The sequence below is a fragment of the Curtobacterium sp. MCPF17_003 genome, from assembly GCF_003224385.1.
Taxonomy (GTDB): Bacteria; Actinomycetota; Actinomycetes; order Actinomycetales; family Microbacteriaceae; genus Curtobacterium; species Curtobacterium flaccumfaciens.
This window is the reverse complement of sequence record NZ_QKLC01000001.1, coordinates 306,974-321,499: the sequence shown is the minus strand read 5'-3', so window position 1 is coordinate 321,499 and position 14,526 is coordinate 306,974. Positions and strand designations below refer to the sequence as shown.

13 protein-coding genes are annotated in these 14,526 nt (G+C 69.5%); 4 read left to right on the top strand and 9 right to left on the bottom strand.

Annotated elements, in window-relative coordinates; all coding sequences use genetic code 11:
- The first annotated feature begins 27 nt into the window (after positions 1–27).
- Positions 28–453: a DUF3060 domain-containing protein gene (locus DEJ30_RS01555; protein WP_110858740.1), complete on the top strand. Its 426-nt coding sequence runs from the start codon at positions 28–30 to the stop codon at positions 451–453.
- 214 nt (positions 454–667) lie between these two features.
- Here the strand turns inward: DEJ30_RS01555 and DEJ30_RS01550 are convergent, their stop codons facing one another.
- The 5 genes from DEJ30_RS01550 to DEJ30_RS01530 are packed head-to-tail and all read right to left on the bottom strand — an operon-like array spanning position 668 to position 5,715.
- Positions 668–1,759, bottom strand: coding sequence for an NAD(P)-dependent oxidoreductase (locus DEJ30_RS01550; protein WP_110858739.1), 1,092 nt, complete (start codon positions 1,757–1,759; stop codon positions 668–670).
- Complete coding sequence (locus DEJ30_RS01545) at positions 1,756–2,622, bottom strand: glycosyltransferase family 2 protein (protein ID WP_110858738.1); 867 nt, start codon at positions 2,620–2,622, stop codon at positions 1,756–1,758. The genes DEJ30_RS01550 and DEJ30_RS01545 overlap by 4 nt, the downstream gene beginning before the upstream one ends.
- On the bottom strand, positions 2,619–3,881 hold the full coding sequence (locus DEJ30_RS01540) for an O-antigen ligase family protein (RefSeq protein WP_110858737.1): 1,263 nt from the start codon (positions 3,879–3,881) through the stop codon (positions 2,619–2,621). Before DEJ30_RS01540 ends, DEJ30_RS01545 begins: the two co-directional genes overlap by 4 nt.
- Entirely contained in the window at positions 3,878–4,921 is a 1,044-nt protein-coding gene (locus DEJ30_RS01535; RefSeq protein ID WP_181419947.1) for a glycosyltransferase family 4 protein, read from the bottom strand. Before DEJ30_RS01535 ends, DEJ30_RS01540 begins: the two co-directional genes overlap by 4 nt.
- A gap of 41 nt (positions 4,922–4,962) precedes the next feature.
- Positions 4,963–5,715 (bottom strand): WecB/TagA/CpsF family glycosyltransferase, encoded by a 753-nt coding sequence (locus DEJ30_RS01530; protein WP_110858735.1) that lies wholly within the window; start codon positions 5,713–5,715, stop codon positions 4,963–4,965.
- An 83-nt stretch (positions 5,716–5,798) separates the two neighbouring features.
- On the opposite strand from DEJ30_RS01530, the gene DEJ30_RS01525 reads away from it, so the two are divergent.
- On the top strand, positions 5,799–7,061 hold the full coding sequence (locus tag DEJ30_RS01525) for a hypothetical protein (RefSeq protein ID WP_110858734.1): 1,263 nt from the start codon (positions 5,799–5,801) through the stop codon (positions 7,059–7,061).
- A gap of 42 nt (positions 7,062–7,103) precedes the next feature.
- On the opposite strand, the gene galE is transcribed toward DEJ30_RS01525, so the two are convergent.
- The 3 genes from galE to DEJ30_RS01510 form a co-directional block, all read right to left on the bottom strand.
- Positions 7,104–8,063, bottom strand: coding sequence for a UDP-glucose 4-epimerase GalE (galE, locus tag DEJ30_RS01520; protein ID WP_110858733.1), 960 nt, complete (start codon positions 8,061–8,063; stop codon positions 7,104–7,106).
- A 76-nt stretch (positions 8,064–8,139) separates the two neighbouring features.
- Complete coding sequence (locus DEJ30_RS01515; RefSeq protein WP_110858732.1) at positions 8,140–9,558, bottom strand: polysaccharide biosynthesis tyrosine autokinase; 1,419 nt, start codon at positions 9,556–9,558, stop codon at positions 8,140–8,142.
- Positions 9,558–10,664 (bottom strand): polysaccharide pyruvyl transferase family protein, encoded by a 1,107-nt coding sequence (locus DEJ30_RS01510; RefSeq protein WP_110858731.1) that lies wholly within the window; start codon positions 10,662–10,664, stop codon positions 9,558–9,560. Before DEJ30_RS01510 ends, DEJ30_RS01515 begins: the two co-directional genes overlap by 1 nt.
- Positions 10,665–10,879: 215 nt before the next feature.
- On the opposite strand from DEJ30_RS01510, the gene DEJ30_RS01505 reads away from it, so the two are divergent.
- Positions 10,880–11,932 carry an acyltransferase gene (locus DEJ30_RS01505; protein WP_110858730.1) on the top strand — a complete coding sequence of 351 codons (1,053 nt, stop codon included), beginning with the start codon at positions 10,880–10,882 and terminating at the stop codon, positions 11,930–11,932.
- Positions 11,933–12,029: 97 nt separating this feature from the next.
- Complete coding sequence (locus DEJ30_RS01500; protein WP_110858729.1) at positions 12,030–13,217, top strand: ankyrin repeat domain-containing protein; 1,188 nt, start codon at positions 12,030–12,032, stop codon at positions 13,215–13,217.
- A 107-nt stretch (positions 13,218–13,324) separates the two neighbouring features.
- On the opposite strand, the gene DEJ30_RS01495 is transcribed toward DEJ30_RS01500, so the two are convergent.
- Complete coding sequence (locus DEJ30_RS01495; RefSeq protein ID WP_110858932.1) at positions 13,325–14,521, bottom strand: glycoside hydrolase family 1 protein; 1,197 nt, start codon at positions 14,519–14,521, stop codon at positions 13,325–13,327.
- Positions 14,522–14,526 lie beyond the last annotated feature (5 nt).

Sequence of the window (14,526 nt, the reverse complement as noted above, 5' to 3'; positions counted from 1 at the left end):
CAACGCCTTCGACGTCAGGATCCCCTCATGCAGTTCATCAAGCCGATCACCATCGCCACCGCAGCACTCGCCCTCGCCACCCTCGCGGGCTGCTCGGCGGCAGAGACGAACACCGCGAAGCCCAGCTCCACCCCGTCAGCCACGTCGCCCGCCGGGCCCGCGGTCAAGAAGGACGTCGCATGCAAGGACGGGACTGCGAAGGTCACCGACGACAGCGCCGAGCTCACCGTGAAGGGCGACTGCACGAACCTCGAGATCTCCGCTTCCAATTCACTCGTCACCGTGACGGGAGCCGTTGAGCACGTGTCGATCGCGGGTGCCATCAACTCGGTCCACGCGAAGTCGGTCGGGTCGGTGACCATCGGCGCCGGCTCGAACGGCAACGTGGTCAAGGCCGGGAACACGCCCACGGTCGACGACAAGGGCGCGCAGAACGAGATCACTGCGGAGTAGCGCGCACGCGAGCGTGCAACGCCCCCGCACAACGACGATGCCCCGGCTGCTCATCCCGAGCAGCCGGGGCATCGTCGTTCGCTCAGGATCGCCGTCGAACTGATCCATCGCACGGAGTGGCATCGGCGTCGCCTCCCCCCTGCCGACCTCCCAGGGGCAGCAGGAAGCCCCGGCCACTCCACACGGAGCAGCCGGGGCTTCCTGCGCAGAAACCTCAGCTGGCCAGGAGTGCCTCGGCTGCGGTTCCGAGTTGGCCGTCGATCCAGTCCTGCAGGCGCACGACGCCGGCGTCCAGGTTCCACTGCGGCTCCCAGTCGATCGCGGCCACCGTCGGAGCGACGTCACACGCCGCGAACCGGACGTCGCCGTCACGGAACGCCCCGGTGACGTGCGGAGCGGGCGCTCCGTGGTGCTGAGCGATCGTCCGAGCGAGGTCGTTGATCGTCGACGGGACGCCGGACCCGATGTCGAACGTCGTGGTCCCGACCGAGCGAGTCATCCCGAGCGCCGCCACGAAGGCGTCGGCGATGTCGTCGATGAACACGAAGTCACGGGTGATCTCGCCGTCCTCGTAGATCGGGATGCTCTGCCCGGCACGGGCGAGCTGGGAGAACAGCGAGACGATGCCGGTGTAGCTGTTCGTCAGGGACTGCCCGGGCCCGAAGACGTTCTGCAGGCGCAGGACGGTCAACGCCGTGTCCCGCGCGCCGACCCAGGCCGCGAGGATCTGCTCCTGCGACAGCTTGGTCGAGCCGTAGACGCTGGTCGGATGCGGGACGTTGTCATCGGCGCGGGCGGGGAGCGGTGACAGTCCGTCGAAGTTCCACGCCCCACGCTCGAGCTGCGCGTGGCTGCGCTGGCCCGGGTACTGGACGTCACCGGCCTCGGACATCCAGCGCCCCTCCCCGTACACCGCGCGACTGCTGCTGAGGAGGATCCGCTCGGGGACGACGCCGTGACGGCCGAACCCGTCGAGCATGCGGGTGGTTCCGACGACGTTCACCTCAGCGTGTCGCGACGCCTCGTCGAGCGACTGCGCTGTTCCGGTCTCTGCCGCGAGGTGGATCACGATCTCGGGGCGGACGTCCGAGAGCACATCGTCCCAGACCTCGCTCCTCGTGATGTCACCCACCACGAGTTCTGCGGAAGCATGGAGTCCGACCGGTCGCACCCGCTCGGGATGGACCTGCGGATGCAGCGAGTCGACGACGACCCAGCGGGCGAATCTGCTCGCAAGCCGCTCAGAGAGTGCGCAGCCGATGAAGCCGGCGCCCCCGGTGACGAGGACAGTGTTGGTGGTGTTCATCTGTTTCCGCTTTCTTCTTCGGTGGAACGGTGGAGACGCCGACGTTCACGGACGGCATCGCGTGCTGACACGGCGACGTACCGGAGCACCTCGACGGCGCGACGTGGTGGGGCGCTGGTAGCACGGAGGTAGGGCGCGATGGGAGTCGCACCGGCTCGAGAACGGCCGGCCGCGAGGACACGGGCGGTGATCGCACGACGGTGCCGCTCGTTCTCCCACCAGTAGCGCCACGACCGGACGGCGCCAGGGGACGCGTAGAGCACGACGGACGTGGGGTCGGGGACGACGGCTCCGGGGCGCCATCCGCGTGCGAACAGGTCGTAGTCCTCGCACCAGCGGATCTCTGGGTCGTACCCGCCGGTGTCGAGGTACCACTCGCGACGGAACGCACTCGCCGGGTGCGCGACCGGCATCTGACCGCGTTCGAACATCGCGTCGACGGCGACGGAGTCGTGCGGGAACCGATCGGCGAGGATCGTCCGCGTGCCGCGCTGCTCGACGAGCCTGCCGAAGGTCGCGACCGCGGCAGGGTTCTCCCGAAGCTGACGGACGTGCGCCGCGAGCCTTCCGGGGAGCGCGACGTCGTCTGCGTCTGCGATCGCGATCACCGCTGCGGTCGTCGCTCGGATGGCGCGCTCGCGTCCGATCGATCGACCGACGTTGTGCGGGGATCGGAGCACGCGGAGCCTCGGATCGACGAGTGATCTCAGCGCGAGATCGGTCCCGTCCGTCGATCCGTCGTCGAACACGACGACCTCCAAGGCGACCTCGGTCTGGTCGAGGAGCGAGCGCACGGCGGGGACGATCGTGTCGACGGCGTTGTACGCGCTCATCACGGCTGCGATGTCTGGTCGACCACTCATCGCAGCACCCCGGTGAGTTCGTCCGCTCTGTCCCGACGCGCTCGTGTGCGTTTTCCTGTCGTCTTCGATCCTGCCGAGAGATCGACGGGGAGGCCGAGTGACAGCCCGATGAGCACCGCGGCGGGAAGCAGGACGAACGGGTAGACGAGGACGTTGTCCGTGGCGGCGGCAGCGAGTGTCGCCGTTAGAGCGAACAGCGCGGCCCAGTGGATCGGCTGGTCCGTCCGTGCGATCCGCTTGACGACACGGATGAGCACGAGCAGACAGCCCAGGACGAACGGGACCAGTCCGACGAGCCCCTCGTCGTGCAGGACGCGGAGGTACTCGTTGTGCGGCTGTGTGATCCCACCGAACCGTTCCGTCACGAAGACGACCGCCGACCCCGGGCCATGGCCGAGGAAGGGCGCGTGCATCGCGTTCTGGCTGACTGCTTCCCAGAGCGCCGAACGGCCGGAGGTGTTGATCGCGAGGCCACCGACCTCGACCGCGTTGTCACCGACGAGGAAGCGATCGCGCAACGGTGCGAACGTCGACAGGAGCGCCCAGGTGGCGAGCGCGACGCCGGTCACCGCGCCGCAGGCGAGCAGGATCCGGTGTCCTCGGCGGAGCCGGACGACGAGTCCCACCAACATGAGGATGCTGATCGCGGACGCCGTCCGGGACAGGCTGAGCACGATGGCCCCGACGATCACGAACGGAGCGGCACGGGCGAGGAGGTCTGCCGGTGGCAGCACCACCGCAGCGGACAGCAGCACGAGAGCAGTGAGGGCGAATGCACGGGTCATGTAGACGTCCGCACCCGACACACTGCCGACGGCGAACAGGACGGCGACCAGGACACCGACACCGGCGAACACCCGGAGCGTCGCGCCGGCGATCTCCACCCTCGCCGACCGCGCAGAGAACGCGATGCCGAAGGTGAACATGGTGAGGATCGCTGCGTTCTGGAGCCCGTCGGGGTTGGGAGCGAAGACGAGACGGACGACGACGAAGCCGTAGAACAGGAGCAACGGCAAGGGGACGGTTGCGAGTCCCGCTCCCACGACGAGCGGGGCCAGCGCGATGAGCACCGCCATGACACCGAGCGAGATGAACGCGGAGAGGCTCACCGGCCCCAGACCGACACGGCCACTCGTGTCGATCACGATCGCCATCGTCACCGCCACCCAGGTGAGCCAGGGCAGGGCCGGGGCTCGCCAGCGGTGTCCTCGGAACGATCGACGGCTCGGAAGGAACGTCGTGGCGGGATGGACGCTCATCGGGCGCTCTCGTCGAGGACGTGTCGCCAGGCGTCCGTGTAGGCGAGCTCGGACAGACGCGCCGAGAAGGTCCGCGAGGCGCCAGCGGACAGTCGTCCGCGGAGTGCAGGGTCTCTGATCAGGGACTCGAGGGCATCGGCGAACGCATCCTCGTCGCCGACGTCGACGAGGAAGCCGTTGACACCGTGCTCGATGAGGTCTGGAACACCGCCGGTGCGGTACGCGACCACAGGCGTGCCGCTCGCGAACGCCTCGACGATCGTCAACGGCTGCGCCTCTTCGAGCGACGACGTGAAGGCAAGACACGTCGACACCGCCAACGCTTGCCACTTCTCGGGCGCGCCGAGCGCGCCCACGACCGCGACACGTGCCGCCACGTCGGCATCGACCAGTTCGCGTTCGACCGCTGCGACGACGTCTGCATCGGCGGGCGAACCCGCCAGTGTGAAACGCCAGCGCTCGGTCCCGGTGCGACGAAGGAGGAGTCCGGCGATCCGCACGAAGTCCTCGGCACCCTTGCCAGGGATGAGGTTCGACAGGAAGAGGACGCTGCACGGATCGGCGTCGGTGGTCACAGACGGCACCGGGCCCGGCGTGTTGGCGAGACAAAGTGCAGCGCGGCCAGGCAGGTCTGCGAGCAGGGACGGACCGAGTGTGACGATCCGGTCGCTCGAGCCGAGGAGACGATCGACACACCACGCCCACAACCGGCCTCGACGACGGAGGTCCTCGAAGCCGACCGAATGCACGTAGAGCACCAGAGAACTCCGGAAGAGCCGCAGGAGCTCGGACACGGCCCAGTCGACGAGGAACGATCCGCCCCGGGTGGTGACGAACACCACGACCGCCTCGGGCCGGAAACGGACGCTGGTCCAGACGACACGGGTGAGCAGTCCGACCACCGCGACCACCTTGCGCAGCGAAGGCACACCGACCTCGGCGACCGTCGCACTGAACCGACGGTCGACGAGTCGTGACGGTCGCCCCAGCCGCTCGAGCACGTCGAGGAAACGGAGGGTCATCACGGTCTGGCCGTGCACGGGCGGAGGAACCTGGCTGACGACCGCCACGCGTCTGCCGGTCATCGGCGTCGCCGCAGGGCCGCGCGGAGGAACACGAAGTTCCCGATGAGGTAACGCTTCCAGAGACGGCGCGGTTCGCTCGCGAGCCGGAAGACCCACTCCAGCCCGACACGGGTCATCCACTGCGGAGCCACTGGCTTCGTCCCCGCGATGAAGTCGAACGCCACCCCGACCCCGATCGCGACTTTCCCGAGGTGTTCGGCGATCCGTCGCGTCTCGACGTCCTGCAGCGGTGTTCCGAGGCCGACCCAGATGATGTCCGGATCAGCGGCGACGATTTCGGCGTCCTGAGCGGCGAGCTCGTCGTCGGTCAGTGGCCGGAAGTACGAGCGGTGCATCCCGACGATCGAGACGCCCGGGTACCGCCGCTCGAGTTCGGCGCGGAGGGACGCCAGCACCTCGTCCGTGTTGCCGAGCAAGAAGTGCCGGAGTCCCCGGCTCCGCCCCCGGTCCATCATGTCCGGGAACAGCGACGGGCCCCTGACCTGCGACAGCGCGCGGCCCGGGAGCACTCTCGACACCCACGTGAGGGGCTTGCCGTCTGGGTAGACGGCAGCCCCGGAGGCGATGAGCCGATGGTAGTCCTCGTCCTGCGCGGTGAGGGAGATCACGTACGAGTTCGCCAGGTGAACGTCACCGGCACCACCGCTCTGCGCGACCGCCGCGATCTGTTCGATCGCTTCATCACGGGTCGCGACGATGATCGGCACGCCCGCGATCTCCGTTCGCTCGAACTCGGCAAATGTCAGCATCTCGGTCCTTCACTCATCAGGTCGGTCACTCACGGGTCGGTGATATACTAACACGTGACATCCATAATGAGAGGAGCGCGAACATGCAGCGACTCGGCCGACTCGCGCTCCCCTTCGCCGCTCAGGCGATGCTGAGCCTGGGCCAGATGGGCATCACGATCGTCGGCACCGTCCGCCTGACTCCCGACGGATGGGGCCGTTTCGCCGTTCTGCTCTCCGTGTTCTTCGTGGCGGCCGGCTTCGTGCGCGGGTTCGGAGCACTACCCGTCGTCATCTACCTGTCAGGCGACCCGGAACGGTCTCGAGCGGCACGCCGTGCTGCGGTGCTGCTCACCCTCGCCGCAGCTGTTCCCGCGTCGATCACGATCGCGGTCGTCGGCCTCGGTCTCGCGACCGCCGCATCCGGACTCGCGCTCGCAGTGGCACTCGTCACGTACGCCCTGTACGACACGACACGATCGGTCGAGATGTCGGCAGTCCGCTACGGTCGCGTCGTCTCCACCGACGCCGTGGTCATGGTGGTCCTGGCCGGATTCTGTGCGATCGGGCTGTTGCCCGGCGTCGACGCGTCGGTGGCGCTGCCGGTGGCGATGACGATCGCGTACGGAGCGGGTGCCGCAGGACTCGCACTGCGAGGACGCCCGACCCGGTCGTGGAGCGTTCGGGTGTTCCTCGATGAGTACCGGCGGGACATCCCGTTCCTCGCGCTCGACGGTGTCCTGATCGGCACCACGATGAGCGCGGTGGTGATCGCGCTCGGCGCATCGACGTCACTCGCCGTGGCCGGCGCGTTCCGGAGCTGCACCACCCTCATCGCGGGGCCGTTCCAGATGCTGCAGACAGGACTCTCCCCGACCGTCATCCGCTCGATGCGAGGCCGCGCGGTCGAGGAACGATCGGCCGATCACCGGAATCCCACTCAGGCTGCGCCGTCGTCCTTCCGCGCACGGATGCGGTCGCTCGCCTTCCCCGCAACGATCGCTGCGAGCGCGATCGTGGCCGCTGTGCTCTGGGGCACGACGGCGGCTGCGGTCGTGCCGTTCGTCCTGAGCGCCGTCCACGTGACCGCGCTCTCCGACGCAGTCCCGTTCAGCGTCGTCGGTTGTCTCCTGGTGTCAGCACTGTGGACCAGCACCGTGTTCTCGACGTTTCAGCGCTACCGCCGGTCGAACGCCGAGCTCACGACTGTGCGGGTCATCACGCTCGCGTGTTCGCTCGGCATCCTCATCGCCGTGCCGTCGGACATCGCGGTACCCGTGCGGCTGATCGCCGCGACCACGCCGTGGGTCGTCGTCCCTGCTCTCCATGCCGCGCTCCGCTGGGCGCCCGTGTCGCGGCGACTCTGAAGGGCCCCGAGCCGAGAACGCGACGGTCGCACCCATCGTGCGTCAGGAGTGGACTGCTCCGAGGGCGGAACGGACGATCGCGTCGAGACCGTGACGAGCCCGCCAGCCGAGTTGATCGGCCGCGACGGACGGGTCCGCGACGACCGCGGCGGGATCGCCAGCACGGGCTTCGGCGATCCGCAGGGTGCTCGGCCGCCCGAGGGCGCTGCTCACCTCGGCGACGACCTCTCGGACGGACGCCCCCTTGCCCGTGCCGATGTTGACCGGCCCGGCGAAGTCGCTGGCGTCGCGGAGCGTGTCGACCGCGGCGAGGTGCGCCCGTGCGAGGTCTGCGACGTGGATGTAGTCGCGGATGCAGGTGCCGTCGGGGGTGTCGTGGTCGTCGCCGTAGACGACCGGTGGCTCACCGCGACGGATCCGATCCACCACGATCGGGATGAGGTTCTTGGCAGCCGTGTCCGCGAGGTCGTCCCAGCCGGCACCGGCGACGTTGAAGTAGCGCAGCGAGATCGCCCGCAGACCCCAGGCGTCGTGCGCTGCGTCGAGCATCCACTCACCGATCAGCTTCGTCTGCCCGTACGGATTGATCGGCGAACACGGGGTCCGCTCGGTGACGACGAGGTCCTGCACAGCGCCGTACACGGCAGCCGAGGACGAGAAGACGATCCGAGTGACCCCGACAGACCGCATCGCCTCGAGCAGGTGCCCGAGCCCTCCGACGTTGACGCTGTAGTAGCGCTCCGGCTCGGCGACCGATTCCGCGACGTCCTTGAGGGCCGCGAGGTGGATGACCGAGGACACGTCGTGTTCGTGCATGACGTCGATGAGTGCTGACGTGGCATCGGCGGCCGCGAGGTCGAGTTGGATGACGACGGCTTCGACCCGCGACCTGAGGCCGCTCGAGAAGTCGTCGACCACGACGACCGACTCGCCTCGCTCCTCGAGGAGGCGCACCACGTGCGAGCCGATGTACCCGGCGCCGCCGGTGACGAGGATTGACAAGTTCAGCTCCGAGAGGGTTCGGGGTCGGTGAGGGCGGCGGCGACCGGGCGCGCGACGGTCGAGCCGACACCGTGGGTCATGTGGTCAGACCGCGCCGGCTGCGCCGCTCCTCGGGCGCCGGCTCGATGGCCGGGGTGTCGCCGTCGTAGTAGGCGTACTTGCCGTAGGACCCGCCACCGGCACCGCGTATCGGCAGCATCTGGCCGACCACTCCGAACGTGGCCGCCTTGACCGCATCGAGCGCCCGGAGTGCCGCGACGACATCCGCCTTGCGGACCTTGCCGGCGGCGGCCACGAAGAGGATGCCGGCGACCGCGCTGAGCACGGCGGCATCGGCGACCAGCAGGACCGGAGGCGCATCGATCACGACGTAGTCGAAGTTGCGCTCCAGGTGTTCCACGGTTGCACGCATCGCAGCGGAGCCGAGCATCTCGCTCGGGTTCGGGGGGATGCGTCCGGACGGGAGCACCGAGAGCGCTTGCTCACCCCACGGCTGCAGGACGTCGGCGATCTCCGCACGTCCGATGAGCAGGTCCGTCAGCCCGGCGTTCCCCTCGATGCCGAGGTAGTCCGCCACACGGGGGCGCCGGAGGTCCGCATCGACGAGTACGACACTCGCTCCGGTCTCAGCAAGGGCGATGGCCAGGTTCGCCGCGACGTAGCTCTTGCCCTCGCCCGGCCCGGAACTGGTCACCACGAACGAGCGGCCAGCGTCGCCGAGACCGACGAACTGCAGACTCGTCCGGAGTCGACGGAAGGCTTCCGACCGCGGACTCCGTGGGTCGGCGTGGACGATGAGGGGACGCTTCTGGGCGTCCGGATCGACGAAGATCCCACCCAGGTAGGGGCGACGCGCGACTGCCTCGATCTGCTCCGCGGTCCTGACCCTCGTGTCGAGGTTCGTCCGGAGCACCGCGATCCCGACCCCGGTCACGAGACCCACCGCGAGGCCGATCGCGAGCATCAGCGGGACCCGTGGAGCACTCGGCGCGCTCGGCACGGATGCCGGCGCGATCGTCTTCACGGCGATGAGGGACGGTCCGACGCTCGGTTTCTCGAGGTCCTCGGACACGACGCGTGCGAACGACTCCCCGACGGCGTTCGCGATGTCTGCCGCACGCTTCGCGCTGGTGTCCGTCACGGAGACCTCGAGGAGCACGGTGTTGGCAGGGGACGAAGCGCTGACGAGCGGCGCGAGCTCGGCTGCCGTCATCTGCGGCTCCAGCTCGCGTCCGGCGCGATCGAGGACGATCGGACTGTTCACGACGTCGACGTACGTGGAGATCGCTTGTCGCGCGAAGCTCGTCCCCTGGTTCAGATCCGTACTGGCGGCGCCCTCCTGCGCACGGACGGAGACGTAGAGACGAGTCGACGCGGTGTAGGCGGGTGTCGACGCAGCTGCGAGCGCACCACCGCTGAGGATGCCGAGCAGCGCCGTCGCCGTGATGAGGAGCCAGCTCTTGCGCAGGATCCGGACGTACTCCTGAGCCTCCATCAGGCAACACCTCCATGGGCACCAGCGGGTTCGACCGTCTCGAACGGGAGCGGCTCGCGGAGCTGGTCGATCGTGGTGACGCCCTCGCGCCAGTCGGCGATCCGTCGCACCCCGACCACGAGGCGCTGGCGGAGCACGTTCACCTGCGCCTGGGTCGCCGAGCGCTCCAGGGGGTCGAGTGCCCGGGTCGCAGCATCGAGGATCTGCTGCTCCGTCGAGCCCGGAACGACCGCGGGCCGTTCACCCGTGACGCTGAGCCAGAAGTCGTCACACTTCGAGGCGTAGGCGAGCGGCACCGTGGGGACGCCCAGGCCGACCGCGGCGACAGCGCCGTGCAGTCGCTCCGTGAGCATGAGACTGCACCGGCTGATCTGCGAGGTGGTTGCGCGGACGTCGCCGTCGAACCGGTGGATCCGCGACGGGCGGTGCAGTTCGGACTGCAGGGCTCGACAAGCGGCGAGGTCGTTCGGGGACAGCGCGAACAACACGATCTCGGTGTCCGCTCCGGACATCCCGCGCACCGCCGCTGCGACCGACCGCGGGTCGAACCGCGACACCGGATCAGCGCCGACGCTCACACCGACCGGGCCGTCGGCGTCGTGGACGCGTTCGATGCCCGCCACGACCGGGTACAGCAGAGCAGGGTCCCCGACGACAGCAGGACGACCCAAGGCCCGCTCGCACTCCACGGCCGTGAGCGGACCGCGGACACCGAGCAGGATCGATCGGAGCTCCGACCAGCGCCGCCAGTCGTGCCCCTGCAGGCCCAGGGCGAACGTGTCGGTCGACTCAGCCGCCCCCGCTCCGAGCGCGACCACTGTGTCTGCGCGGTACACCCGAGCAGCATCTGCCACGTGCCGCGCCCAGTTCTGGAAGCCGAGCACCGTCCCGCCACCGACGAGGAGCATCCGCTCGGTACGACGTCCGGTGCGGTACGAGTGGATCGCGCTCCGGACGTCGGCGAGCCGCTCCCGTCGAGTCACCGGCGAAACGGCGTCGATCCCGAGGGCGAGACGCCAGGTCTCGAGGAGGAGTTCGTCGCCGTAGTTGCCGTGCCCCGTCCAGCCGAGGTAGACGACCTCGCGCGCTGCGGTTCGAGTGGTCATGTCGTTAGTATATCACGTGCTATATCCATCGCACGCGCCCGATATCATCGCGTATGTTTGTATGTCGTATGTAGAATGGCTGCATGCGATCCCGACAGCAGCCCTTCCGTCTCATCCAGGCGCTGCGGTACGTCGCAGCCACCCTCGTGGTGATCGTCCACGCGTGCTAGTACTCGGCGGAGCGCTTCGACGAGCACACCCCGCAGCTCGACCGGATCGGCGGACTGGGCGTCTGGCTGTTCTTCGCGATCAGCGGTTTCGTGATGGTGCTCGTCGGCGACGACCTCGGTCCGGCGCCGGCGTCCTGGCACCGGTTCGCCCGGGCGCGGCTCGCGCGGGTCGTGCCGCTCTACTGGCTCATGACCACCATCAAGGTCGCCGCGGTGGTCTTGGCCGGCTCGTTGGTGGTCAACTCGGCCCTCAGCCCGGCCACGGCCCTCGCGTCGTACCTGTTCATCCCCGGTCACGACGAAGCCGGTGCCATCCATCCGCTCTGGGGCGTCGGGTGGACGTTGGTCTTCGAGATGGCGTTCTACGCGCTGATGACGCTCGCCCTGGCCATCCGCGTCGACCCGCTGGCACTCTGCGCACCGGTCCTCACGATCGCGGCCACCGCGTCACTCCTGCGCCCGGCCACCGGGTCAGCATGGTGGTTCTACGCCGATGACGTGACGCTCTACTTCCTCGCCGGGATGGTCATCGCCCGCGGGTGGCGAGCACGACGACCGGTCCTGACCGTCCTGTCGCTCGGTGGCATCGCGGTCTGCATGGGCACCCTGGCCTCGTTGCGTGCCGAACGGCTGGAGGTCTCGGCGGCCGTCGTCCCGCTCGTGATCTCCGCTGTCGTGTTCTCGGCGGTCTGGCTGGAGGACCGCATCGGCCGGTTCGTGCCCCGCTGGGTGATGGCCGGCGGTGCTGCCTCGTACGCGCTGTACCTCGTTCACCCACTCCTGGCGCCGGTGGTGCCCGCAGCACTCGCAGCCGTCGGCGCGCACTGGGTGCCGTGGTTCGTGGTCGTCACGGTCACCGTCGGTGCCATGCTCGCTGTGGCGCCGCTCGTCCACCGCTTCGTCGACCGTCCGCTCACTCGCGGAGCCAGCCGCCTGTTGCTCCCCGGGGCTCGATCCAGCCGTGGCCGCAGGTCCTCGAGCCCAGCAGTCGCGCGATCAGGACCTCGCGACGCAGTCCGTACGGGAAGTCGGGGTACGGTCCGCGGCGGCATGGCTCCAACATCTCACATTCCGAACGGCGCCGCTCCTGGAGGCTGACACCTGTGGAGAACTGCGGAGCTGGATGAGAGCACGCGACGAGGCCCTCCTCCGTCCCGCAGCCGGGAGACAGACCGCTGCCCGGTAGTGTCGTCCCGTGCGATGGAGTCGAGTGAACTGGCCCTCCGTTGGCTACGTCTCCCTCGAGGACTTCGACGGCCAGCGCGAACACGTGACCCGGCTGCTCGAGGACGCCCCGCCCACGATCGCCGCGCTCCTGACGGTCAAGTGGACCGATTCACGGATCGAACGCTGGGTCGTGGAGTCCGCCGACGCCGTCGTCGACCCGGACGCCGACGAGGACGACGTGACGACCCCCGTCGACCTGCCGGGCCACGGTGTGCCCGACCCGGTCGTCGTGCACGCCGACATCGTGGTCCGCAACGACGAGGTGCTCGACACCCCGAGCGGCCTGTGGCGCCGCTGGAACCACGCTCGGGTGTCGCTCCGGCTGCGGGACGCCGTCATCGACCCGCCGGGTGTCGATGCCGCAGCACTGCTCGCCGGTGACGCGCACGTCGCCCGGGGCGAGCTCGAGTACCTGAACGAGCACGACGCCTGGGAACTCCGCCTGCTGGTCTCCCCCGTCGGTGAGGTCGCGATCCGGTTCCGGGGTGTCCGGGTGGCGATCCGGAGCGTCGCCGAGCCCGTGTACTCCGGCCTCGAGTCGCGCCCGGCACGCGGCTGGCACGGCCCGGTGCCGGACGGCTGGGTCGAGTGGGCGACCGAGGTGGTGCGGGCCGCGGCGTACGGCGACCTCGGTGGGCTGCACCTGGCCGACGACGCGAGCGACGTCGACGACGTCGACCCCCGCTGGGGATTCGCGCCGCTGCACGCCGCCGCGTGGTTCGACCACCCCGAGATGCTCGAGGAACTCCTGCGCCGCGGGGCGACCGTGCAGCTGGAGGACACCGAGGGTCGGACGCCGCTGACGCTGGCGATCGACCGCGACGCGCGACGGGCGGTCGACGTGCTGGTCGCAGCGGGCGCCGACCTGGAGGCCCGTGACGGCGACGGCAACACACCGATCGTCCGCGCTGCGTGGGGCGGCCACGCCTCGATCGTGCGTGCCCTCGCCACCGCGGGTGCGGACACCAGGGCACGCGGGTCACGGGGCGCGACGCTGCTGATCGCGGCCGTCGACTCCGGCGACCTCGACACGGTCCGGGTCGTGCTGTCGCTCGACGTCGACCGGAACGCCGCCGACGACGAGGGCTCGACCGCTGCGGACCGCGCGGATCTGCTCCGCGAGACGGCCGTCGCCGACCTGCTCGCCGCCGCCTGAGCACTGTCCGCACCACGGCCCGTGGGCCGAACCGGGCCGGACGTGACGAAGCGCGGCGGACGGGAGCAGGGCCTCCCGTCCGCCGCGCGCCTGCGCGGTCGACCGTCCTAGACGGTGACCGACTCGAGGGCGTTCGCCTGCGCGACCCGCCCGTACCAGCGGGCGGAGTCCTTCGGCGTGCGCTCGAAGGTCTCGCGGTCCCACGCGACCAGCCCGAAGGTCGGGCGGAAGCCGGAGGCCCACTCGTAGTTGTCGAGCAGCGACCAGTGCTGGTAGCCGAGGACCTCGATGCCGTCCTCGATGCAGCGGTGGATGCCCTCGAGCGCGCCCTGCGTGTACGCCTGCCGGCGGGAGTCGTCGGCGGTGGCGATGCCGTTCTCCGTGATCATCAGCGGGACACCACCGGAGAGCTCCCACGCGCTGCGGAGCCCGTCGGCCGAGGCCTCGGGGTAGAACTCCCAACCCGTCAGGGTCGTCTCGACGTCGTCAGCGACGGGCAGGGGCCCGTCCGGACCGATGAACGTGCGGGTGTAGGCCTGCACCCCCAGGAAGTCGTCGCCAGCGGCGTTCTCGAGGTACCAGTCGTCGCGCGGGTACCCGTACTCGCGGAGCATCGCGTCCGCGCCCGGCTCACCGTTGGACTTGAACGCCTGGGTCGCGACGGTCCAGCCTGACCGGAGGCCCGACACCTGTGACAGGACCTCGCGCGACCGCCGGTGGCTGGCCAGCAGGGCGTCGGCGACACCCAGGTCCGGGTTCGGCAGACCGTAGGCCACCAGATTCGCGGCGTCCTCGCCGCCGGCGAGCATCGCCGCGATGTTCGGCTCGTTGATCGTGCAGACGTAGCGGACGCCGTCCTGCACGATCGGCAGCGCCGCCTCGGTGTAGCGGGCGAACAGGTCCGCGGCGTCGGGTGCGCGCCAGAAGCCGTCGCGCTCGAACCAGCGCGGCACCGTGAAGTGCATGAGGGTGACGATCGGCTCGATGCCGAACTCGTGGCAGGCGTCGACCATGCGGCGGTAGTGGTCGACCTCGGCACGGCTGACGAACCCGCGCTCGGGCTCGATGCGGGCCCACTCGACGCTGAACCGGTACGAGTTCAGGCCGAGGTCGGCGGCGATGCGGATGTCCTCGCGGTACCGGTGGTAGCTGTCCGCCGCGTCGCCCGAGGGTTCGACGATGGTGGTGTCCGGCTCGTGCTCGTGCACCCACCAGTTGCTGTTGACGTTGTTGCCCTCGATCTGGTGGGCGGCGGTGGCGGCACCCCAGAGGAAGCCGTCGGGGAACTGCAGCGTGGAGATGATGGTGC

Coding starts and splice junctions, on each gene's coding strand:
- DEJ30_RS01510 (WP_110858731.1), bottom strand. CDS start 10,664: ATGACCACTCGAACCGCAGCGCGCGAGGTCGTCTACCTCGGCTGGACG.
- DEJ30_RS01525 (WP_110858734.1), top strand. CDS start 5,799: ATGCAGCGACTCGGCCGACTCGCGCTCCCCTTCGCCGCTCAGGCGATG.
- DEJ30_RS01540 (WP_110858737.1), bottom strand. CDS start 3,881: ATGAGCGTCCATCCCGCCACGACGTTCCTTCCGAGCCGTCGATCGTTC.
- DEJ30_RS01555 (WP_110858740.1), top strand. CDS start 28: ATGCAGTTCATCAAGCCGATCACCATCGCCACCGCAGCACTCGCCCTC.
- DEJ30_RS01515 (WP_110858732.1), bottom strand. CDS start 9,558: ATGGAGGCTCAGGAGTACGTCCGGATCCTGCGCAAGAGCTGGCTCCTC.
- DEJ30_RS01550 (WP_110858739.1), bottom strand. CDS start 1,759: ATGAACACCACCAACACTGTCCTCGTCACCGGGGGCGCCGGCTTCATC.
- DEJ30_RS01530 (WP_110858735.1), bottom strand. CDS start 5,715: ATGCTGACATTTGCCGAGTTCGAGCGAACGGAGATCGCGGGCGTGCCG.
- DEJ30_RS01545 (WP_110858738.1), bottom strand. CDS start 2,622: ATGAGTGGTCGACCAGACATCGCAGCCGTGATGAGCGCGTACAACGCC.